This window comes from Marinococcus tarijensis (genome assembly GCF_054971385.1).
Window position 1 is genome coordinate 129,980 of the sequence record NZ_JBQOJA010000004.1, and the last position, 19,768, is coordinate 149,747.

Consider the following 19,768-nt stretch of genomic DNA (forward strand, 5'->3'; position numbering starts at 1 on the left):
AAAATGACAATAGTGCACACTAAATAATCCGCGCCCTTCACGGAAGAACGCGGATTTTAGTCATTAAACGATTTGAGCTGTTCTTTTTTTTCAGTACATGCTCAATAGCTTTCCTTACTTTCTTTTAAACTTCATTAACGCGGTTTATTATCTGCTTTTAACCAGCAGATTAACAGCTTCCTGGATCAGTTCTTCGCTGTCTTCCCCTTTATCTATCTGTTCACGCACACACTCCTCGAGATTCGTACTTACTACCAGACCAATCGCGCGATCAAGCGCTGTACGTGCAGCGTTCATTTGAGAAACAAGCTCTTTGCAGTCCTTTTCTTCTTCCATCATCCGAAGAATACCGCGGACCTGCCCTTCTACCCGTTTCACCCGGTTTTTCATTTGATCATTGTATTCCATGAAAGGCTCCTCCTTTCAAAAAGATTATTTATTTATCTTGCTTTCATCTCTTTATATTACCCTCATGGGTATATAAAAAATATAAACGATGCTTTTCTGTTTGTCAAACGCTTAACAGATCCGGCAGTCGCTGCCTCGCCGTGACACCCTTCAGCCTTGCAATTTCCTTGTTTTTTTCTATATGATGAGAAGACCAAACTATACAGATAGCGGTGACTATTCGTGTTAAAAGACACAGGAGAACGAATCATCCCTTCAAAAATGAAACCGACTAACGGTATGCTGCTTGAGCATCTGGCCCGCTATTATTTTGCTATGCCTTACGCAAGGGGCCGCGTGCTTGATATTGCCTGTGGAGTCGGCTACGGGGCTCAGATGACAGCTAAAGGGAAAAAACGGGAGGTAGACCATGTGTTCGGCGTCGACATTGACGCTGAAGCGATCGCCTTTGCCCAAAAGCACTATTATCATCCTAAGCTTTCCTTCCAGACAGGAGATGCGCTTGATGAGAATATCCCCGTGCAGGTAGGTACGTTCGATACGATTGTTTCCTTTGAAACCATTGAACACGTGCCTGATGACCGTATCTTTATGAAACGCATGTACGCCCTGCTCCGCCCTGGCGGTACGCTTATCGTCTCTACGCCCTTCGGCCGGGGGAGGCACAAGCCCAGCAATTCCCCTTTTCATTACCACCAATTAACCCCAGAGGAATGGGAAGAACTCTTATCAACTGAAGACTGGCCGTGGGAAAAGCTGGAGTTGTACTATCAGCAGGGAGTAGCTTTCGAACGTCCCGCCCGTACTGGGGTTCACTACCCTCTCGGCATTGCTGTATGTACTAAACCAGAGGTATGAACAAAATAAGATCCCGTGCCTATTGCGGACGGGATCTTTTTCTGAGTTCATTTCTTTCACGCAGTATTGCCAGCTCTGTCACAAGCTTTTTCTGGTTTTCATATGAGATATTTCCCTCAAGCATTGATTGAATTTCCTTAAATCGTTCTTTGTCCTCTTCATTCAAATGACGAAGCTCTTCTTCCATGGAGGCCGTCCTTTCATGTACAGGATAAAATATCATTCTGTGCCGGTATGGACAATCTGCTTAGCCTGGCTGATAACAGCAAGGGCCCGGAGCCAACGGATCACGGTAAAGGCTACTATTCCCGTGAACAATGAGAGCATAAAAAAGGCGAAATTCACCGCCACACCCGGCAGGTTCAGCTCAGTTACCACTAAAAGCAGAAATACTATAAACAAAACAGCACTTACTGCAGTTGTAACCCCCCACCTCCGGCACTTTTTGCGATACTCCTCCAAAAAATAAAGCGTCCAGTGGTCCTGAAAGGACAAAGCATCTTTCTCCCCTTCAAATACGTGGAGTATGGGAGAGGAACACAGAAGTGTCCATTCATTTTCAGAAGTTTTCCGCAATCCCTGGTAATCTTTCGACATGACAAACTGATATTCCTTTTCTTCTTCCCTGGCTTCCGACAAAGAATAGCCGAGAAGAGAGCAGTCCTGCACCTGCCATCCTTTTTGGCGCTGCTCCTTCAAGCGGCTTTTTTCTTTATCATAGGTGGTGAAAGGCATAAAAGAAAATAAAAATTTGGTTTCTCTTCGCAAGTAGCTATACACCTCCTATATATGGAATATACACAAACGGAAATTAATTAAGAATAACGATGAAGGGCAGTAAACGCCGGGGAAATAATAGAATTGTACGAAGTATATACCATTATGCTACCATGAGCTTTCTGCTGTCACAAATACTCTACCTGGGAGCCGCTTCAGCAGAAGAAACGGTCTTTTCCCGCCGTCCACGGCGCTCTCTTTTCGGTAAAGATACCCTTTTTCTTCGAGGAGTTTTATAGCGCGCGTAATTGTAGCTTTATCCATCACTATCTGCCCGGTGATGCACTCCTGGGGCACATTTTCCTGATCGTACAACGTTAAAAGTACCAGCATTTCTGTATTCCCCAAACCAAAATGATTGAATCGTTTCTCAATATATTGGTGAGTGTAACGCTGAATAACCGCCGCCCATTTACCAACGGAATAAACAGTCATACTATTTTGGACACTCGTTTCGTAAAACGGCTTGATATAAAAGTAAATGGGATAATGGGCAATGCGTGCAGGGTATTGATTAGTTTAATTGAAGTTTCGTTGGCGTCCGGAAAAGCTTCAGAAATAGAAACGAGCGCCAGGGAAACAGCAGCTTCTGCCATAACGGCAATCAACGAAATGGATAGAATGGCCAGCTTTTGAGACACTTTGGTTACTCCTTTGTCTATATCTACTCTATCCACCGTATAAATAATTAGTTGCTCGTGAACTAATGCGCCTGGCCGTGATCTTTCGTTAATAAAAAAGCAGGCGGCTGCCTGCTTTTACGTGCTCCCATTATAAAATAGAATGGAAGTAATCATAACCATATAACCAATCACAACTATAAGCGATGGCATCATGTAGGTGAAGGCATTTTTGGTCCGGTCCCTTTTTACAATAATCATCACGAGTCCCGTGAGCACAAATCCTGCCATGGCAATTATGATGGTCTGATCGCTTGTATCCATCCAAATACTGCCCCCGCGGTAAAATACGTCCCCGATTGCTGTTACAAGTACGTTGAAGATATTGCTTCCAAGAATCGTACCGATCGCCATATTAACGTTGGCCAGCCGAAGCGCTACAAACACGCTTACAGCGTCCGGCAGGGAGGTGGCGGTTGCGACCAGAATACTGCCGACTGCCGTAGCACTGATACCTGTAGTACTCGACATCACATCCCCGGATATAGACAGCGCACTTCCGGATACAAAGATAATCGCAGCAAATGTAATGAATTTAATTACGGTACGCCGGATATTCACATTCTCGTCCGGCGAAGCTTTTTTCCCCTCGTCGGCATTATTATTCTGCTTTTTAGATATATAAAACATTCCCCCGGTGTAAATAGCAGCCACCAGCATGCTGATAACACTTATGCCAAAAAAGGAGAGCGGATAGTGAAGCATTAGTCCGCCAGCAGTTACTATACAAAGCAGAAGCGCGATAACAGCTGTATAGAGATGATCGTCTGATACTTTAAGAAAAAGCCGTTTGTTTCGAAAGTAAATATCCAATAAAAACAAAAAGAAAATATTGAAAATAATACTTCCGAGTCCATTACCTACCGCGATATCGGCATTGCCGATCACACTTGCCGAAATAGTGGCGGTCAATTCAGGAAGAGAGGTAGCAACGGCAAGCAGAATAGTGCCCGCCAGCAGCCCGCCAATCTTCGTATTTCTGCTGATGATATCTGCATAACCTGACAATTTCACAGCTGAAAACACTGAAACTGCAGCAGAGAGTATAAATGCAATAATTGATAGAGTAGCGGTAATAAAGCATTGACTCCTTCCATCTGTTCACGACCGATAGCCTGGAATTTTAAAAATTTAATAACCCATTCCCGATTACCCTCTCGAGTATAACAATAATCTTCTTTTCCTCTTTTTAATGGAAGAGATTTCAATGTTCTAAATGTTTTAAGCGTCGGAACAATCAAAAAGTCTCCACCAGTGGCCGGAGACTAAAAGCACAGAATACTATAATCCAAACCGATGTTTCACATGAAACTGTCTCACATTTTCCCGGTAAAGTTTAACGCCAGCTTTCATACTGTCTATGCAGGTTCTCTTTTTCTATTAAATGCCTTTGCAGACTTGGCGCTGGACAAAGCTGATTGTACCGCCGGACTTTTTTATTGATTCTACTGATTTCTTTTTTGATACGGCGTTCAGAGATTGCTTCAATTGCCTGCTCTTCCAGCATCTGCCCGAGTTCCTGGCGGATTTCCCGCTGCAGCCGGACCCACGAAGGCACAAATCCGTTTCGCTTTAAAAGAGTGTCGAAGGTGTCGCTTTTCAGATACTCCTTAGAGAGCGGCCTGCCGCGTCCCGGCAGATTGTCAAAGCCACCCTTCCTTTCGTGCTCCCGGATCAATTCACCAACAGGGTCGCGGTACGTTAGTCCTTCTTTTTCCCCGGCGAGCCTCTCGTTATAATCCTTCGATAACGCCATTCGTTCTGCTCCTTTGCTTTTATGATATTTTCATTTTAACAAACAGAACATATGAGGTCTTTCTAAAGGCTTTCCCATGTTTCCTCCGCCTCTTCCATAAGACGCTTAATCATGGCCCCTGCCGGCTCCTGTACGCTCAGACGCGTGCCCTGGCCGCTCCAGAGAGACATAAATGCAGGCTCGTTTTGCCTGGCCGCTTCTTTTCGAATCGGCTGCGTAAGCATATTTTGAATCGGGTACGGCGGCCACTTGTGCTCAAGTTCCTCCATCCATATCATCATTTTGTTTGTGATTCCTCTGGCCGGCTTGCCGCTGAATATGGAAGTAACAGCGGTGTCTGTTTCTTTACTCCTCAATACCGCATGCTGATGGACCTGCGGGGCGCCGCTTTCCCTGCTTGTTAAAAAAGCAGTACCCATCTGAACCGCTTCTGCCCCCAGGGCATGAGCCGCCAAAATACCGCGTCCATCCATAATCCCCCCAGCTGCAATCACAGGAATGTCGACCTCGTCCACGACCTGGGGCACTAAAGCCATCGTTCCGATCATCGCTTTTTCAAAGGCTTCTGCAAAGGTTCCCCGGTGTCCGCCGGCTTCGCTTCCCTGAGCCACCACCGCATCCATACCTGCCTGCTCATTTTGAACGGCTTCTTCAACTGTGGTGGCAGTGCCGATCAAAAAGACGTCGTGGGCTTTCAGCCGCTCGATCTGTACAGCGGAAGGAATCCCAAAGGTAAAACTGCAAACCGCAATTTCCTCTTCTATAATAACTTCAAGCTGTTCCTCAAAGAAAGAAGGCAGCATTTCCGGCACCGGTGGAGCGGTCAATTTTAATTCTTTATGAATCAGGGAGAGCTTTTCATTGGCGGCCTGTACATCTTCAGAAACCATGTCCGGAGCTTCCGGCACGAAGACATTTACCGCAAACGGCCCCGGTGTCTGCTTTTTCACGAGTTGAACAGCAGAGCGAAGATTCTCTGCGGTCATATATCCGGCTCCTATAGTCCCGAGCCCGCCTGCTTTTGTAACTTCTGCTACTAATTCCGGCGTGGTTACCCCGCCGGCCATTCCGGCTTGAATAATAGGCTGTTCGATTCGAAGACGCATAAGTAATTCAGGACGTACCGCCATATATGCTCTCTCCTTTACTACAATGTTTAATACAATTAATTGGAATTATATTTATTATATCACGGCAAATAATTGCAGGTAGTTCTTTTAGACTGAATCTAAAGTTTTACATTCATTTACAAAAATAAAAAAGCAGGGATACTGTGATCCGCTGCTTTTTATAAAATATGCCGGAATTGCTTCGCCTTCTCTTCCAGGCCTCTCGCTGCTGTGCCAATGTGCTCAAACTCTTTTACTGCGTGCCTGATGTGTTCCTGGCTGTTTTCCATCCCATTCTGGGAACGAATTGTGCCCTCACTAATCTTACTCACTTCTCCAGTTATCCCCTCAACGTGACTGTTTACCTCCTGAATAGAGGAATGGGCCCTCGTCGCCAGTTTCCGCACTTCATCTGCCACTACTGTAAACCCCCGTCCGTGCTCCCCGGCTCTTGCAGCCTCAATCGCTGCGTTTAAAGCTAAAAGATTTGTTTGGTCGGCAATTTCACGGATCGTTTTTACGATCCCCCGGATAGAATCTGCCTGCTGCTCCAATGACTTCAGGATCAAAAGATTGTTATTTGCCTCTTCTACTACCTGACGGGAGTTTTCAGTAATCTCACGGCTTTTTGTCATACCGTCCTCCGCCCTCTTTAACAGCTCCTCAGACATGTTCTGCACTGAATCGGACACCCTGGTCTTCTCCTCCTCCCGGAGGGTAATATCTGTTGCTGCCTTCAACACCGCGTGTACATTCCCTGTATCATCGAGCACAGGCATGTACGTGGCTTCAAGCCTTACAAGCTTACCGCTTCGCGTCATCCGCTGTATTTTATCCTGAAAGGATTTTCCCGCGCGCAGATCCTGCCAGAATCTTTCATAATCCCGGCTTGAAGCAAAATCCGGAGTGCAGAACTGCCGATGATGCATCCCCGCCATATCTTCTTCATGATATTCCATCGCTGCAGCAAAATGATGATTTGCCCACAGTACTCTTCCATTGAGATCGAATTCAATGATGGCAAGCGATTGTTCCAACGCACGTAAAACCTGGGAAGCGTCTAAAACCTGCTTATTATTTGTTTTTTGCATAGTTTCTACCTCTCTAGTTCTTTTTTATTATATTATATTAATACTTTATACTCAATAGGCTATTTTAAAAACACTTTTTATAGTACATATGTATAAAAAAGACTCAATTATTTACAAACAATAAAAAAGACCTATTTTATAAGGTCTTTTTAGAATATACACATGTCTGGTTACGCCCCAGGTTTTTTGCCTGATACAAAGCATCATCTGCCTGCTTAAACAGCTCCCTTTCTTCTACAGCTGTTTCAGGAAATATAGCTGCCCCGGTCGACACAGTAATATATAATGTCTCTCCATCCGTGAGGAAAGGATATTTTTCAACACGCTCCCGTATCCGTTCAGCAATATCGAATGCTTTAGATGCGGGGCAGCTGGACAATATAACTGTAAATTCTTCTCCGCCTTTGCGGTACACAGAATCCTCCGGCCGGACCATTTCAAGCAGCACAGCTCCAAGCTGCCTTAAAATATCGTCTCCTGCTGCGTGTCCGTGACGGTCATTAATATCTTTAAAATGATCGATATCGATAATAAGCAACGAGACCGCCTGCTTCATTTTCGAAGCCTGTTCGAGATTTTTTGTTAATGAATAGGCGAAGCTTCTCGGATTATCAAGGCCTGTAAGCGGGTCCTTCAAGGACTCCGCCCGATACTTATGAAGCAGCTGATTGGAGTAAGTCAGCTGCTTTACCATATATACTGCTGCAAATGCTCCGGCAAATGACACAAACCAATAGCTGAGCACCACTTCCATGTAAAGATTCACGGTATTCAGCTGGTAGACCATGATAATGAGAAAGTAGATGTTGGAGCATAGAAGCATATAAAATGCTGCAAGCCAAGGGTTTCGTACCAGCCGTGCGATGATAATATACGCTGCCGTACTGAAAATAATCATGCTGATCGGATATAAAACGATCACTCCCCCACCGATGGCTAGACGGGAAAATGAAATAATAACCGCGGCCGTTACTGCCGGTACCCATCCGCCAAACAAAGCACTGAGCATAATTGGGATATGGCGCAGATCGATCAGGGTGTACTCGTTAACTCTGATGCCAAACCCGATTAACACCATCCCGAGCACTCCAAACAGTACACCGGTAAACAGCCTCATCGGTACAGAGGTTACACGTGAAAAGGAATGCTCCCGGAACACCTGGTAATAAAAAAAAAAGGAATGTCACTAAAATAGTTAAATTAACAAAAAGTTGACTAAACACCACGGCCCTCCTCCCACTATTCAGGCCCCGTCTGCGCATCTGCGCTCCGTGGTTCAATCTTTTTTTATGCAGTTCTTTATACCAGTTATAGATAAGCTGGCTTCTTCGCCTTTTGGCCATTTCTCTGGTACACTTTTTACTATACCGTCCAGACTGTTAACTGATAAAGGAGAAATAATAATGAGTAAACGAGTGGAAATTATGCATTCTGCCGCCCGCATCATCCGCAGGAACGGCTTTAACCGCCTTACCCTGCACGCTGTAGCAGACGAAGCGGAAGTGAGTAAGGGCGGTCTGCTTTATCATTTTCCAAATAAAGAACGGCTCGTCTATGAGATGAACGCTTATGCACTGGCCCGGTTTCATGAGTTAATCGAAGAAAAACGAAGTGATGCAGGCAGCTATATTAAAGCTTACGCGGAAGCAACCCTTGAAGAGCTTCGATCGGGAAGCAATTTTTTAATCAATGCAAGTCTGCTTGCTACCCTTGCCGATCACAAAGAGGTGCTCGATCTTTGGAAGGAATATAATGAACGCTGGCAGAACCTTTTTGCTTCCGATGCTTTTCATACTGATGAAGCCTCGATGATCCGCCTGCTGAGTGACGGTATTTGGTTTTCACATATCTTTGAAATTAATACGATGCCCCTTTCGCAGGCTGAACGTCTGCTTCAAAACCTTTTGAGACGCTTTGACGAAGGAGAAATATAATGGTTTATGTGCTCATTATTATCTCTGTCGTATGCGAAGTATTCGCTTCTTCCATGCTCAAGCTTTCGTATGGCTTTACCAGGCTGCTTCCGTCTATTGGCTTTGCAGCCGGCATGGGTATTGCTTTTTACCTGCTCGCTCTCGTTCTTCAAACCCTTCCGCTCGGTGTCGTTTATGCTACATGGAGTGGCCTTGGCACCATTTTGACTACCTGCATCGGCGTTTTTTATTTTAAAGAAAAAATGAATAAAATGAACACTCTAGGTATTGTCTGCCTGGTGATTGGTCTTCTTATGATGAATTTAGGATGAAAGGAAGGAACAATTTATGCGTGCTGTGCTTTTATTATTTGCTGCGATTTTATTTGAGGTTATTGCTTCTACGTCCTTGAAGCTTTCCGAAGGTTTCACCAACCTTATTCCCTCTCTGACCGTTTTTATAGCATTTATCGGGGCTTTTTTCTTCCTGAGCCTCGCCTTAAAATCGATCCCGTTATCTGTTGCTTATGCTGTATGGGCGGGTCTTGGCACTGCCTTAACAGCCGTTGCGGGCATTTTACTTTTTCAGGAATCATTTGGATGGATGAAGGCTGCCGGCTTATTTTTGGTGATTTCCGGGCTTATTCTTCTTCATGTAAAAAGCAGCCGCACGAAAAAAAGCAGATATTTCCTCCGTGCCCGGCGTGCTTAAGCTTCCGCAGTTTTTTCAAGCCTGAAGCCTCCATAAAATATGGCTGCATAGGCTTTTTTTCTCATATTTTTTCACAAATTTTTAAAAAATGCGTTTATTCCCGACATTTATAAGGTAAAATTACCATAGAATACCAGAAGCCAGTGGTTTACCACATAAGCTTTTGCCGAATACATGAAAGAAAAGAAAGGACGAATAATGATGAAAAAATGGATAACAGGAAGCAGTGCCGGTTTTTTAGCTCTCGGTGTAATCGCTGTACCCGCCCAGGCAGAAGAGATGAATGCAGGGGACGTTCTGCATCAGTCCAATGAAACTATGGCTGAGCTCGACAGCTATTCTGCCACCACTGAAATTTCACAGGAAATTACAAATGCCGCTGGCGAAGGGGAAACAATAACAAACAGCTCCACATCGGAACAGGATATTACGATGGATCCTTTCGCTCTTCACCAGACAACTAATATGGTCGATCCGGTCAGCGGTGAAGAAGTCTCCACAGAAATGTACTGGACAGAAGACGGCTACTATGTAGAAATGCCGGATGGCAGCTGGACGATGATGCCCGGCGACATGATGGGTGATATGGAAGAGATGACAACAAATCCAGGCATGCATATGGGAGCTTCAGAGTCCTTTGCTGACGAAATGGACGTAGAAGAGACCGAGAACTCCTACGTGCTCACATACGAAGGAAGCGGTGAAGAGATAGAAGAAGCAGCCAGTAAAATGATGCAGTCGGATATGGGCAGCGGCATGGCTGATGAGGAAATGATGGAAGAAACCTGGAGTATGATTAATATTCAGGACGTATCCATGAGCTTAACTGTAGATAAGGAAACGCATTACATGACAGCGAGCACCATTAATCTGGATGCTTCTTATGAGATGGAAGAAATCACAACAGACATGAACCTGACAGCTGATTCCACCTATTCCAACTTCAACAGTGTCGGTGATATTACTGTGCCGGAGGAAGTTATGAATGAAGCTGTACCGATGGATGAAATGGAAGGCATGGATGGAATGAACGGCATGGAAGAAATGCCTGAAGAAGGCATGTCCGAAGACGGCGCTTCAATGGAAGAAGGCGGAGAAATGCCTGAAACAGCAAGCGCCGCACCTGCCTATATGGCTGGTGGCCTGGCCCTTGCAGGTCTGGCCGGCGGAGCGCTGCTTTGGACAAGACGCCGCCAGCAGGCATAATAACCTCTCGATCACGCAGCCTTCACCTCTTTGGTGAAGGTTGTTTTTTTCTCCATGGACCGTGTATTATGGAAATAATAGTAATACCTATTTTGGTTTGTTACGTCCTTTTACTGGAGTGAGCCTATATGGAAAAAGTATTTATTGCGATGATTGTTATCGGGCTGAGTATTACCGGATATTTCGGATACCAGTGGTTTGATGCCAGAGCAGGCGTAGATAAAATTTCCACCAACGAAGAAGACGTTATCACTGATTCTGCGAATGAATCAACGGAAGCTCCGGACGATAATAACTCCGAAAAGCAGGGCGATTCTTCCAGCGTGGAAGCTGCTGGGGAACCAAAAGCCTATACGCTTCCTGAAGGAAGCAATACAGACACGCCTCCCGACGAAGCTTCCTCCGACAACAGCAGAGATTCGGCAGTGATGAGCGATGAAATAGATCAATGGGATAAGGGTGAGAATGTAGCCAAATTAAAAATTCCGGAGCTTGGCAACTCTTATTCCGTCTATTGGGGGACAGATGATGCATCGCTTGATCAGGGCGTTGGTATGTATGTCAGCGAATGGACAACCACTCCGGACGAGTCCCGCCACACGGTGCTCAGCGGCCACCGGGACACGGTCTTCACCGGGCTTGACGAACTTGAAGACGGAGACTCTCTTATCGTCGAGTATGAAAACACCCAGTACGTTTACCGGCTGCAGAAAACATGGGTGACGGACGCGGAGGACCGCTCTGTCATTGTAGACAAAGACGAGCCAACCCTTACGCTCACCACCTGCTATCCTTTTGACTATATCGGCAGTGCTCCGGATCGTTACATTGTAGAAGCAGAGCTTGAACAGACGAACAGTCTCTAAGCACCTAAAACGGCTCCGACAGCCAGCCAGCGGAGCCGTTTTTTCATTTTTCCGGCCAGGTTTCAAATTTGTATGCCCCTCTTGCTATAATAAAAATTAATTGTTATTATTTCGATATCGGGTTTCGATATCGAAATCCGAAAGGATGATCGATCATGGAAGATAAAACGCTTCGCAAGCTTTTTTTAGGCTTCATTCACATTCACATTCTCCACCATGCCTCCGAGCATCCCGTATACGGGCAATGGATGCTTGAGGAACTGCAGGAGCACGGCTATTCAATGAGTGCGGGCACTCTTTACCCCATTTTGCATGCTATGGAAAATGACGGCCTTTTACACAAAGAAAATAAAAACGTAAACGGAAAAATTCGTAAATATTATACTACCACAGATAAAGGGGCCGACATTTTGCAGGAAGCCCGCGCAAAAGCTTATGAATTATTTAAAGAAATCAATTAAAGACTGGAGAGAACGCCATGGGGAAAACATTGGGCCAAAAATGGCTGGAAATATTTTTAATTTCCACACGGCTGGGACTGACCTCTTTCGGCGGTCCTATCGCCCATTTAGGCTATTTTCATGAAGAATACGTACGGCGCAGAAAGTGGCTCGACGAACAGAGCTATGCGGACCTGGTCGCCTTATGTCAGTTCCTGCCCGGCCCCGCCAGCAGTCAGGTCGGCATAGGAATAGGCATTGTGCGTGGCGGTCTCGTTGGAGGTTTTATTTCCTTTCTGGGATTCACACTTCCTTCCGTTATTGCTTTAGTGATCTTCGCCCTCGCACTTGAGGGCCTCGACGTCAGCGATGCCGGCTGGCTCCAGGGACTGAAAATTGTCGCTGTCGCAGTTGTTGCCCATGCGATATGGGGCATGGCCCAGAAGCTTACGCCTGATCTTCAGCGGCGCACCATCGCCCTGCTCGCCATGAGCGGAACCCTTTTATGGCAGACCTCACTTGCACAGGTACTCGTCATACTAGCAGCAGGCGGAGCCGGCTGGGTGCTGTATCGCTCGGTCCAGGAGGCAGATAATACGGAGGTCATCGAAACCGTTTCGCGCAAAACAGGTGCTTTCTGCCTGACACTCTTTTTTGTTCTGCTCGCTCTACTTCCGCTTATACGGGAATGGACCGGCTCTACCTTTGTAGCCATGTTTGACAGCTTCTACCGGGCCGGGTCACTTGTATTCGGCGGCGGGCACGTTGTTCTTCCTCTGCTGGAACGGGAGTTTGTTCCGACCGGATGGATGAGTGAAGAAACGTTTCTCGCAGGCTACGGGGCAGCCCAGGCTGTACCAGGACCTTTATTCACCTTTGCTTCCTACCTGGGCACTGTCCTGTCTGGCTGGCAGGGAGCACTGGTCGCCTCTGCAGGCATTTTTTTACCGGCTTTCCTTTTAATTATCGGAGCGCTGCCGTTTTGGTCCCTGCTCCGTAAAAACACTCATATGAAAGGCGTATTGACCGGTGTAAATGCTGCTGTTGTAGGTATCCTTTTGGCTGCCTTTTATAATCCAATCTGGACATCATCCATTACATCTTCACTGGATTTTATACTAGCTGCTTTTCTATTCACAATGCTTGCCTTCTGGAAGCTTCCGCCGTGGGTAATCGTTGTCAGCGGTGCAGCCGCAGGCGCTGTTCTTTTATAGAACAGCGTTTTTTTTCACTGTTCTATGCCGCCTCATCTCCCCTGGAGGCCGTACGAAACCGCCAGAAAATGGGATACTGGTACCAGAAAAATTGAAATCATCAGGAACCAGAAAGGAAAGATGTGGATGGCCAATCAGTTCGCCGGGACGCTGCGCAGTGTATGGATGCTTGTTCGTGCCATTGCTGTTATATCCTCAAGCATCGCTACGATTGTCTCTACTAGAGTGACCCCATAATATGAGACAGGAAAAAACACCCCCAACGTCGTATGTCGTATTAAACGATGATCTGGAGGTGTTTTTTTAATGGGAACCAATCGTTTTTATCCGGAAGACGTGAAGCGCGAGGTTATTCGATTGAAATTAGAGGGAGAAACCTCCAACCAGGAACTCATGAAGCAGTTTGGGATTAAAAATAAATCGCAGATTAAAACGTGGGTCCAGTGGTATAAACAGGGAGCCTTCCACCGCCTGGCTCAGCCGCCGGGAAAACAGTATACCTTCGGTAAAGGACCCGAAGAAGAAACCGAAATCGAGCAGCTGCGAAAGAAAGTCGCCTATTACGAAATGAAAGAGGATCTGATGGGAAAGGCGAAGACCATCGAAAGGGGGTGGTCCCGGAAGTCATCGTCGAAGTGATGGAGACGAATAAACATCTCTATGCCGTGCAGGCGATGTGTGATGCCTTCGGCATTTCCCGGGCCACCTATTACCGGTGGAAACAACGTTCCAACGAGATCCCCGCCCTGCACCGGACGATCATGGATATTTGCCGCCGGCATCGCTATTGGCTGGGCCACCGCAAGGTGGCGGCTCTTCTGCGCAAAGACCACGGGATCAGGATCAATCGAAAAACCGCCCAGCGCGTGATGCAGAAGTATCAGCTCCAATGTCAGGCCAAGCCCAAGAAACGGAGCCAGCCGACGGGAGAAACCCATCAGACGGTGCCGAACCTCCTTCAACAGGAATTCACGGCGGACCGTCCCAACCAAAAATGGGTGACCGACATTACGTATCTGCCGTATGGAGAAAAGATGTGGTATTTATCCACGATCATGGATGTATACAATAATGAATTAGTGGCGTATGAGCTACGGGATACGCAGGAAACGAGTCTGGTGCTGGATACGCTGGAAGCGGCCTGTCAGGGACGGGAGACCTTCGGTCTCCTTCTGCACAGTGACCAGGGCTCCCAGTATACGTCGCATGCGTTTCAGCAGGCGGCCAAAGAAAAAGGCATTATCACAAGCATGTCCCGGAAAGGAAACTGCTTGGATAATGCCATGATCGAATCCTTCCATTCCTCGCTAAAGTCGGAAGAATTCAGCATCCGCGAACGGATGCCCCTTACGTCTTCTATTATAGTCGAAAAAGTCGATTCGTACATGTATTATTACAATTACATACGACCATTTACCAAATTAAACGACCACAGCCCGGTGGAATTCCGGACGGTGGCCTCATAGGTGTTTTTTCTTGTCTCATTTCGCTGGGTCAGTTCACTACCATGCTGCCGCTTTTTTTGTATTCGTCTCTCTCTGCTCCTTATTTAACAGCCGTTTTTATTCTTCTGGCCATTGGCGCTTTCCTTATTCACGGACTTCTCACTCACGCATTTAATGATTATGCTGACTATCTTTCAGGCACGGATGAACACAGCCCTGCTATTCTTTCCGGAGGCAGCCGCGTTCTGCAGACTAATGCCATGTCGTTAAAATCGTTATGGCTGGTTGGAAAATGGCTCGCTATCGCATTGATGGGCATCGCTGTACTTTGTTTTCTCTTTGGCTATATTAAAGTAGGCCTGCTTCTTCTTATCGGCGTCTGGGCAGCGGCTTCTTATTCCCTTCCCCCACTCAGCCTCAGCTATAAGCCATTTCTCGGAGAATGGCTGAGCCTGTTCACGTCCATATTTTCGCTCGGTCTCGGCGGAGCATGGCTGGCGCTTGGAAATATTCCGGAATGGGCCTGGCAGAACGCATTTATAAATGCCATGATATGTCTGGCCTGGGTGATGGTCCACCATATTCCCGACCGGGAAGCGGATATGCAGACCTCTCCCGAAAAGCGCACCACTGTAGTCTGGTTCACCCGTAAATTTGGCTCATCCTACGCTCATATGCCCGCTGTATGTTATTTAGTGATTTCTGGGCTCACCATTTTTTGGCTCGGCAGTGACCGCCTGTGGGCGGCAGCAGGACTCGCCGTACTTATGGCCGTATCTCTTATCCTTGTCAGCCGAATGGATAACTCGAACCCCGAGCATGTATCAGCTGTAGAAAAGAGCCTTTTGCTGGTTGCCATGTTAAGTGCCGTATGGCTCGGCATTTTTATTTAAACTGGTGATGCAGCGATTCAGAAAAGAGAATTTATTGTTTTCTCTTTTTGGTTGTCTGCTATAATAAAGCATCACCTTTGAAAGGAAGGACATGTTATGGACGGCACAAAGCGTAAAGATGTTACCCCGGGAGCAGAAGTGGATATTGTATTAAAAAAAGATCAGCGGAGCGGCGCGCTGACCCGGGGGATCGTTAAGGATTTGCTGACTAATTCCCCGAGCCATCCGCACGGTATTAAAGTCCGGCTCGAAGACGGCCAGGTAGGACGCGTCAAACATATTCATTAATTACACAGCTTCCTTAAGCTCCTCTCTTTGCTCAAAGAGACGGGGCTTTTTCATTTGAAAACATGTTTAAAAGCTAAGCTTTATATTATATTAATATATTAAAAACAGGAGGTGTATGATGAACACTTCGCAAAAAAACAGGAGGACAGAGCGTTTGATTCTACGCCCCCTGCAGCCAAGTGATTTTGATAACTACCAGCAGGCCCTCTCGGAAAGAAAAGCCTCCCAGCATGTATATGACCCCGGGCGTCCAGCAATCAACCGTTTTACCAAAACACAGTTTAATGCCATGATTCAAAAACGAACAGAAATGGCCGCGCAGGACTACACCTATGTATACGATATTTTTCACAAAGACGGAAATCATCTGGGACATGCTGATATTACTACGTTAATACGTGAAGAGTTTCAATGGGGCATACTTGGCTATATGATTCATAACCAGCACTGGAATCGGGGGTTTGGCAAAGAAGCCGTCCGGGAGGTTCTACGCGCTTCTTTTGATGAGCTGCACTTTCACCGGATAGAAGCTCACATTAATGTCGATAACTACCTCTCTATCTCTCTTGCAGAAAAAGCGGGAATGGAATACGAATGCCTGCGCCGGAGATTCATTTACGAAAACGACGCATGGACCGATAACCTGGTCTATTATAAAAATGCTTAATACCATGTTTCACGTGGAACATTTTATTTTAATCTCTCTATTTTTAACATAATAAATGCGGACCCCTTAATCTTATACAGGGTCCGCATTTATTATATTAGAATTATTTTATGGCTTCAGAATCACTTTAATATTACCGTCTTCTTTTTCATCAAAGATGCGGTAGCCTTCAGCTGCATCCTCTAAAGGAATTGGGTGCGTAATAATATCCGTCGGATCGAATAGTTTGTTTTCAATCATCCGGTAAAGGCTTGGCATCATATGAATAACCGGCGCCTGCCCCATCGTAAGCGCGACGTTTCTGGTAAAGAAATCACCAATTGGGAAGCTGTTGGCTTCGGTGCCGTAAACACCAGTCAGCTGCACGACTCCGTTTTTCTTCACAGACTGGGAAGCTGTTACAATCGGGCTGATAGTGCCAAACTGATTGTCGCTTTCAGAACCGAATGTTGTATCCGGTGGCACGGTGCCGTCCATGCCTACACAATCAACGACTACATCCGCGCCGCCTTTTGTGTCTTCATGAAGCAGTTTGCCTATTTCCTTTGTATCGCTGAAGTTATACGTTTCCACGTTGTTTGTTCTTCTTGCATGCTCGAGACGGTGCGGCACCTGATCCACGGCAATGACACGGGACGCCCCTTTCATCCATGCAAATTTCTGGGCCATTAATCCAATAGGACCGCAGCCTAAAATAATGATTGTATCCCCGTAAGTCGCTCCGCTGTTTTCAATGCTCCAGAATGCAGTCGGCACGACGTCCGAAAGGAACAATACGCTTTCGTCCTTCAGTTCACTGTCTTCCGGCACTTTAAAGGAAGTAAAGTCAGCATACGGTACACGCAGGTACTCCGCCTGACCGCCCGGGAAGTTCCCGAAATCCTCAGAGAAGCCGAACAGCCCGCCCATTTCGGCATGCGGGTTGGAATTGTCGCACTGGCTTTCCATTTGATGGGTGCAGTAATAGCATTCCCCGCATCCAATGTTAAATGGAATAACAACGCGGTCTCCTTTTTTCAGCGTTTTTACATCGGGACCGACTTCTTCTACGATTCCCATCGGCTCATGACCGACAACGTAATCCTCCGGCGCCGGAATACCGCCTTTATATAAATGCAAGTCCGATCCACAAATACCACTGGCTGTAATGCGTACAATCATGTCATCGCTGCGTTCAATTTTCGGGTCGGCAACTTCTTTGACTTCCATGTGTTCTTTGCCCTGAATCGTTACTGCTTTCATTATTTTAGACCAGCCTTTCTATATTTTAATCTGTGTCTGGAGTTACTGGTTTTAAATACTCTTCCCGATTATGATGATTTGTAAACACCTGGTTAATCATAGCCCAAATAACGCAGCGCCGGTTTTACCGTTTCTTCAAGCGCATTTCTTTTCTCTTTGGGGAGCTCCGTCCACGTATCCGGCTTGGATTTGAGGTGTCGGGCGCTTTTTTTTATCCATTGTTCATTTGCTTCTTTTGAGGCAGACGGCGGATTTATAAAAGCAATTAGACGCTCGAGCTCTCTTTCCGGTGTTTTTAGCAGGTCTTCATATCGAAGCCAGTGCTGCTGAGTTACCGGCAGACCTTCAATCACACGGCCTGCGTGCAGCAGTGACTTTGATATCCAGGACCCAAGTTCCGTGTATGGCATCTCTATCTGGTGCAGCTTTTCAAGTTCAAAATAATCCGGATGCAGCCACCGGTAGGAGCCAAGCTTTTCAGCCTCTGTTGATGGATCCGAGGGATCAACGCCTGTGTCTTCCATCGCCTTTAAAATAGCTTTTCCCATCTTCATCGTTTGAAAGCGGTTAAATGCCACCGCAATTTCCCGGGGGTCCCGGTATAAAAAAACATATTTGGCCTCCGGGAACATGTCTATTAAGTATTCGACTGCGTCTGTAGAAAACCCGGAACGCTCCACACACGTGTCGCCATCAAATCGCTGCTGCATCCACTCAAACAGTCGGCTGTATTGTTCCGGCAGCGAGCCTTCCGGAAACGCCGGCACGATTTCTTCAAGCTCCTGATACAGCTTATCCGGTTTATTGGTCAGATGAGGAAGGGTGATAGACGCAATAGCCGGAAGCCCCGTTTTTTCGTTAAATAAAGTATTTTCCGTTCTCTTATAGAGTACTTCCTTATTGTATAAGCCCTTCTTTTCATACGGAGCCAGTCGTATTGGTTCCTTTTGGGCGAGGAGCTCCCAGAATTCACTTCCTGTCCATGTTTGTTTTTCGAATCCCTTCCATTCTTCACCACTGATCCCGAAATTATAATGAACAGAAAGAATCATTTCAGACAGGCTCACAAGTTTAGAATGGAGATGAATGCAGTCGGACAGAGCTGTTGAGCCGCTCCTCCCGGTAGAAATAATAAATACTGGTTCCGTCATTGAATACACTCCTTTTTTAGCATGATATATTCACTTCTCTCTACCCTCTTTCACCGTAATCATGTCGTGTGGTTTTTCTTTTGGATTATTTTGGTACAATAGTAGAAAATTAACCGGCCGCTTTGCCCTGGTTCTTCAGAGGCACCTTCTCTTATCACCTGCCGTCATGCTCTTTACTCAGCCCGGATATTACCTCCTGCTTTTGAAGAGACTGTCGGCCCAAACGGGGTGAAGCTCATTTGTGCCAGCACGAGCATCTGAAACTGCCCCCCTCAGGTTTGGCGGGACGCAGAAAAGGAAATAGCCTGCTTAAATACATCCTAAAGGAGCTTTTTTTATGTCCAGGGAACAACAAAAGCAAGATGCAGCAGCAAAGGCTGTCGAGTATATTTCAGATAATTCCATTGTCGGACTGGGCTCTGGATCCACGATGTACTGGGTCATGCAGAAGCTTGGAGAACTTGTCCAGCAGGGGATGCACTTCCAGGGCATTCCTTCCTCCCCTGCTACAGAGCAGTGGGCAAAGGAATTTAACGTGCCACTCGTATACTTCTCGAGCGACATGACGAAAGCAGATGTGGCCATCGACGGGGCAGACGAGGTCGACCCTGACTTTCATATGATTAAGGGAGGAGGCGGTTCCCTATTAAGAGAAAAAATTATTGCCGATGCAGCAGATAAGCTGATTATTGCTGTGGACCAAAACAAAATTGTGCAACAGCTCGGCTCCTTTCCACTGCCGGTGGAAATCACGCCCTTTGGGTGGCAGAAAACTGCACGCGATATTCAGTCGCTGGGCTGTGACCCTGTCCTTCGCCGCGATCGCGGTGAACCATTTGAAACAGATAACGGCAACTACGTGATCGATTGCGATTTCCAGCTGATCGAACGGCCGGATGAGCTGCATCACCAGCTGATTCAGCTGGTCGGCGTCGTGGAAACAGGTTTATTTGCTGATATGGCAGATATCATTATTGCAGGCACAGACGGAGGAGCTGAAACGTTCGAAAATAAACGGTAGAACAACCCTTATAATTCTATTAAAAAACCCGG

General features: G+C 46.4%; 25 protein-coding genes and 2 pseudogenes. 14 read left to right on the plus strand and 13 right to left on the minus strand.

The window, feature by feature from the left end:
- Positions 1-147: 147 nt before the first annotated feature.
- Positions 148-408: a metal-sensitive transcriptional regulator gene (locus tag ACTTK7_RS03695; protein WP_462865886.1), complete on the minus strand. Its 261-nt coding sequence runs from the start codon at positions 406-408 to the stop codon at positions 148-150.
- 222 nt (positions 409-630) lie between these two features.
- On the opposite strand from ACTTK7_RS03695, the gene ACTTK7_RS03700 reads away from it, so the two are divergent.
- Positions 631-1,266: a class I SAM-dependent methyltransferase gene (locus ACTTK7_RS03700; protein ID WP_462865888.1), complete on the plus strand. Its 636-nt coding sequence runs from the start codon at positions 631-633 to the stop codon at positions 1,264-1,266.
- A 19-nt stretch (positions 1,267-1,285) separates the two neighbouring features.
- Here the strand turns inward: ACTTK7_RS03700 and ACTTK7_RS03705 are convergent, their stop codons facing one another.
- From ACTTK7_RS03705 to ACTTK7_RS03750, 10 genes and pseudogenes are all read right to left on the minus strand, one after another.
- Positions 1,286-1,453, minus strand: a complete 168-nt coding sequence (locus tag ACTTK7_RS03705) for a hypothetical protein (RefSeq protein ID WP_462865890.1) — start codon at positions 1,451-1,453, stop codon at positions 1,286-1,288.
- A gap of 32 nt (positions 1,454-1,485) precedes the next feature.
- Entirely contained in the window at positions 1,486-2,034 is a 549-nt protein-coding gene (locus tag ACTTK7_RS03710) for a DUF2812 domain-containing protein (RefSeq protein ID WP_462865891.1), read from the minus strand.
- Between the two features lie 117 nt (positions 2,035-2,151).
- On the minus strand, positions 2,152-2,478 hold the full coding sequence (locus ACTTK7_RS03715; protein ID WP_462865893.1) for a MarR family winged helix-turn-helix transcriptional regulator: 327 nt from the start codon (positions 2,476-2,478) through the stop codon (positions 2,152-2,154).
- Positions 2,475-2,684 (minus strand): hypothetical protein, encoded by a 210-nt coding sequence (locus tag ACTTK7_RS03720; protein ID WP_462865895.1) that lies wholly within the window; start codon positions 2,682-2,684, stop codon positions 2,475-2,477. The genes ACTTK7_RS03715 and ACTTK7_RS03720 overlap by 4 nt, the downstream gene beginning before the upstream one ends.
- A 117-nt stretch (positions 2,685-2,801) precedes the next feature.
- Complete coding sequence (locus ACTTK7_RS03725) at positions 2,802-3,800, minus strand: sodium:calcium antiporter (protein WP_462865952.1); 999 nt, start codon at positions 3,798-3,800, stop codon at positions 2,802-2,804.
- A gap of 259 nt (positions 3,801-4,059) precedes the next feature.
- The gene (locus ACTTK7_RS03730; protein ID WP_462865897.1) at positions 4,060-4,479 is read right to left on the minus strand and encodes a DnaJ family domain-containing protein; all 420 of its coding nucleotides are present in this window, start codon (positions 4,477-4,479) and stop codon (positions 4,060-4,062) included.
- A gap of 62 nt (positions 4,480-4,541) precedes the next feature.
- A complete protein-coding gene (locus ACTTK7_RS03735; RefSeq protein WP_462865899.1) occupies positions 4,542-5,609 on the minus strand; it encodes an NAD(P)H-dependent flavin oxidoreductase in 1,068 nt (355 codons plus the stop codon).
- A gap of 158 nt (positions 5,610-5,767) precedes the next feature.
- Positions 5,768-6,259: a methyl-accepting chemotaxis protein gene (locus ACTTK7_RS03740; protein WP_462865954.1), complete on the minus strand. Its 492-nt coding sequence runs from the start codon at positions 6,257-6,259 to the stop codon at positions 5,768-5,770.
- 39 nt (positions 6,260-6,298) lie between these two features.
- A pseudogene (locus ACTTK7_RS03745) lies at positions 6,299-6,679 on the minus strand (PAS domain-containing protein); the annotation flags it as partial.
- A gap of 136 nt (positions 6,680-6,815) precedes the next feature.
- Positions 6,816-7,838 (minus strand): GGDEF domain-containing protein, encoded by a 1,023-nt coding sequence (locus ACTTK7_RS03750; RefSeq protein ID WP_462865900.1) that lies wholly within the window; start codon positions 7,836-7,838, stop codon positions 6,816-6,818.
- 244 nt (positions 7,839-8,082) lie between these two features.
- On the opposite strand from ACTTK7_RS03750, the gene ACTTK7_RS03755 reads away from it, so the two are divergent.
- From ACTTK7_RS03755 to ACTTK7_RS03810, 12 genes and pseudogenes are all read left to right on the plus strand, one after another.
- Entirely contained in the window at positions 8,083-8,613 is a 531-nt protein-coding gene (locus ACTTK7_RS03755; protein ID WP_462865902.1) for a TetR/AcrR family transcriptional regulator, read from the plus strand.
- The gene (locus ACTTK7_RS03760; RefSeq protein ID WP_462865904.1) at positions 8,613-8,924 is read left to right on the plus strand and encodes a DMT family transporter; all 312 of its coding nucleotides are present in this window, start codon (positions 8,613-8,615) and stop codon (positions 8,922-8,924) included. Before ACTTK7_RS03755 ends, ACTTK7_RS03760 begins: the two co-directional genes overlap by 1 nt.
- A 16-nt stretch (positions 8,925-8,940) precedes the next feature.
- Positions 8,941-9,303 (plus strand): DMT family transporter, encoded by a 363-nt coding sequence (locus ACTTK7_RS03765; RefSeq protein WP_462865906.1) that lies wholly within the window; start codon positions 8,941-8,943, stop codon positions 9,301-9,303.
- A 201-nt stretch (positions 9,304-9,504) separates the two neighbouring features.
- Entirely contained in the window at positions 9,505-10,509 is a 1,005-nt protein-coding gene (locus ACTTK7_RS03770; RefSeq protein ID WP_462865907.1) for a DUF6612 family protein, read from the plus strand.
- 128 nt (positions 10,510-10,637) lie between these two features.
- The gene (locus ACTTK7_RS03775) at positions 10,638-11,375 is read left to right on the plus strand and encodes a class D sortase (protein WP_462865909.1); all 738 of its coding nucleotides are present in this window, start codon (positions 10,638-10,640) and stop codon (positions 11,373-11,375) included.
- A 155-nt stretch (positions 11,376-11,530) separates the two neighbouring features.
- Positions 11,531-11,836 carry a PadR family transcriptional regulator gene (locus ACTTK7_RS03780; protein ID WP_462865910.1) on the plus strand — a complete coding sequence of 102 codons (306 nt, stop codon included), beginning with the start codon at positions 11,531-11,533 and terminating at the stop codon, positions 11,834-11,836.
- A gap of 17 nt (positions 11,837-11,853) precedes the next feature.
- The gene (gene chrA, locus ACTTK7_RS03785; protein ID WP_462865912.1) at positions 11,854-13,029 is read left to right on the plus strand and encodes a chromate efflux transporter; all 1,176 of its coding nucleotides are present in this window, start codon (positions 11,854-11,856) and stop codon (positions 13,027-13,029) included.
- Between the two features lie 393 nt (positions 13,030-13,422).
- Entirely contained in the window at positions 13,423-13,668 is a 246-nt protein-coding gene (locus tag ACTTK7_RS03790; RefSeq protein ID WP_462865956.1) for a hypothetical protein, read from the plus strand.
- Positions 13,614-14,495: pseudogene (locus ACTTK7_RS03795) on the plus strand (IS3 family transposase); the annotation flags it as partial. The gene ACTTK7_RS03790 and the pseudogene ACTTK7_RS03795, both read left to right, overlap by 55 nt.
- A gap of 41 nt (positions 14,496-14,536) precedes the next feature.
- Complete coding sequence (locus ACTTK7_RS03800) at positions 14,537-15,367, plus strand: prenyltransferase (RefSeq protein WP_462865914.1); 831 nt, start codon at positions 14,537-14,539, stop codon at positions 15,365-15,367.
- Between the two features lie 96 nt (positions 15,368-15,463).
- Positions 15,464-15,655 carry a YwbE family protein gene (locus tag ACTTK7_RS03805; RefSeq protein WP_462865915.1) on the plus strand — a complete coding sequence of 64 codons (192 nt, stop codon included), beginning with the start codon at positions 15,464-15,466 and terminating at the stop codon, positions 15,653-15,655.
- A gap of 118 nt (positions 15,656-15,773) precedes the next feature.
- On the plus strand, positions 15,774-16,322 hold the full coding sequence (locus tag ACTTK7_RS03810; protein ID WP_462865917.1) for a GNAT family N-acetyltransferase: 549 nt from the start codon (positions 15,774-15,776) through the stop codon (positions 16,320-16,322).
- A gap of 108 nt (positions 16,323-16,430) precedes the next feature.
- Here the strand turns inward: ACTTK7_RS03810 and ACTTK7_RS03815 are convergent, their stop codons facing one another.
- Both ACTTK7_RS03815 and ACTTK7_RS03820 read right to left on the minus strand, forming a co-directional pair.
- Positions 16,431-17,564, minus strand: coding sequence for an alcohol dehydrogenase catalytic domain-containing protein (locus ACTTK7_RS03815; protein WP_462865918.1), 1,134 nt, complete (start codon positions 17,562-17,564; stop codon positions 16,431-16,433).
- Positions 17,565-17,656: 92 nt separating this feature from the next.
- Entirely contained in the window at positions 17,657-18,715 is a 1,059-nt protein-coding gene (locus ACTTK7_RS03820) for a sulfotransferase (protein WP_462865920.1), read from the minus strand.
- A gap of 337 nt (positions 18,716-19,052) precedes the next feature.
- Between ACTTK7_RS03820 and rpiA the strand changes: the two genes are divergently transcribed.
- A complete protein-coding gene (gene rpiA, locus ACTTK7_RS03825; RefSeq protein WP_462865922.1) occupies positions 19,053-19,736 on the plus strand; it encodes a ribose-5-phosphate isomerase RpiA in 684 nt (227 codons plus the stop codon).
- Positions 19,737-19,768 lie beyond the last annotated feature (32 nt).

Coding starts and splice junctions, on each gene's coding strand:
- ACTTK7_RS03695 (WP_462865886.1), bottom strand. CDS start 408: ATGGAATACAATGATCAAATGAAAAACCGGGTGAAACGGGTAGAAGGG.
- ACTTK7_RS03705 (WP_462865890.1), bottom strand. CDS start 1,453: ATGGAAGAAGAGCTTCGTCATTTGAATGAAGAGGACAAAGAACGATTT.
- ACTTK7_RS03715 (WP_462865893.1), bottom strand. CDS start 2,478: ATGACTGTTTATTCCGTTGGTAAATGGGCGGCGGTTATTCAGCGTTAC.
- ACTTK7_RS03730 (WP_462865897.1), bottom strand. CDS start 4,479: ATGGCGTTATCGAAGGATTATAACGAGAGGCTCGCCGGGGAAAAAGAA.
- ACTTK7_RS03735 (WP_462865899.1), bottom strand. CDS start 5,609: ATGGCGGTACGTCCTGAATTACTTATGCGTCTTCGAATCGAACAGCCT.
- ACTTK7_RS03740 (WP_462865954.1), bottom strand. CDS start 6,259: ATGTCTGAGGAGCTGTTAAAGAGGGCGGAGGACGGTATGACAAAAAGC.
- ACTTK7_RS03755 (WP_462865902.1), top strand. CDS start 8,083: ATGAGTAAACGAGTGGAAATTATGCATTCTGCCGCCCGCATCATCCGC.
- ACTTK7_RS03760 (WP_462865904.1), top strand. CDS start 8,613: ATGGTTTATGTGCTCATTATTATCTCTGTCGTATGCGAAGTATTCGCT.
- ACTTK7_RS03765 (WP_462865906.1), top strand. CDS start 8,941: ATGCGTGCTGTGCTTTTATTATTTGCTGCGATTTTATTTGAGGTTATT.
- ACTTK7_RS03770 (WP_462865907.1), top strand. CDS start 9,505: ATGAAAAAATGGATAACAGGAAGCAGTGCCGGTTTTTTAGCTCTCGGT.
- ACTTK7_RS03775 (WP_462865909.1), top strand. CDS start 10,638: ATGGAAAAAGTATTTATTGCGATGATTGTTATCGGGCTGAGTATTACC.
- ACTTK7_RS03780 (WP_462865910.1), top strand. CDS start 11,531: ATGGAAGATAAAACGCTTCGCAAGCTTTTTTTAGGCTTCATTCACATT.
- chrA (WP_462865912.1), top strand. CDS start 11,854: ATGGGGAAAACATTGGGCCAAAAATGGCTGGAAATATTTTTAATTTCC.
- ACTTK7_RS03790 (WP_462865956.1), top strand. CDS start 13,423: ATGAAGCAGTTTGGGATTAAAAATAAATCGCAGATTAAAACGTGGGTC.
- ACTTK7_RS03800 (WP_462865914.1), top strand. CDS start 14,537: ATGCTGCCGCTTTTTTTGTATTCGTCTCTCTCTGCTCCTTATTTAACA.
- ACTTK7_RS03805 (WP_462865915.1), top strand. CDS start 15,464: ATGGACGGCACAAAGCGTAAAGATGTTACCCCGGGAGCAGAAGTGGAT.
- ACTTK7_RS03810 (WP_462865917.1), top strand. CDS start 15,774: ATGAACACTTCGCAAAAAAACAGGAGGACAGAGCGTTTGATTCTACGC.
- ACTTK7_RS03815 (WP_462865918.1), bottom strand. CDS start 17,564: ATGAAAGCAGTAACGATTCAGGGCAAAGAACACATGGAAGTCAAAGAA.
- ACTTK7_RS03820 (WP_462865920.1), bottom strand. CDS start 18,715: ATGACGGAACCAGTATTTATTATTTCTACCGGGAGGAGCGGCTCAACA.
- rpiA (WP_462865922.1), top strand. CDS start 19,053: ATGTCCAGGGAACAACAAAAGCAAGATGCAGCAGCAAAGGCTGTCGAG.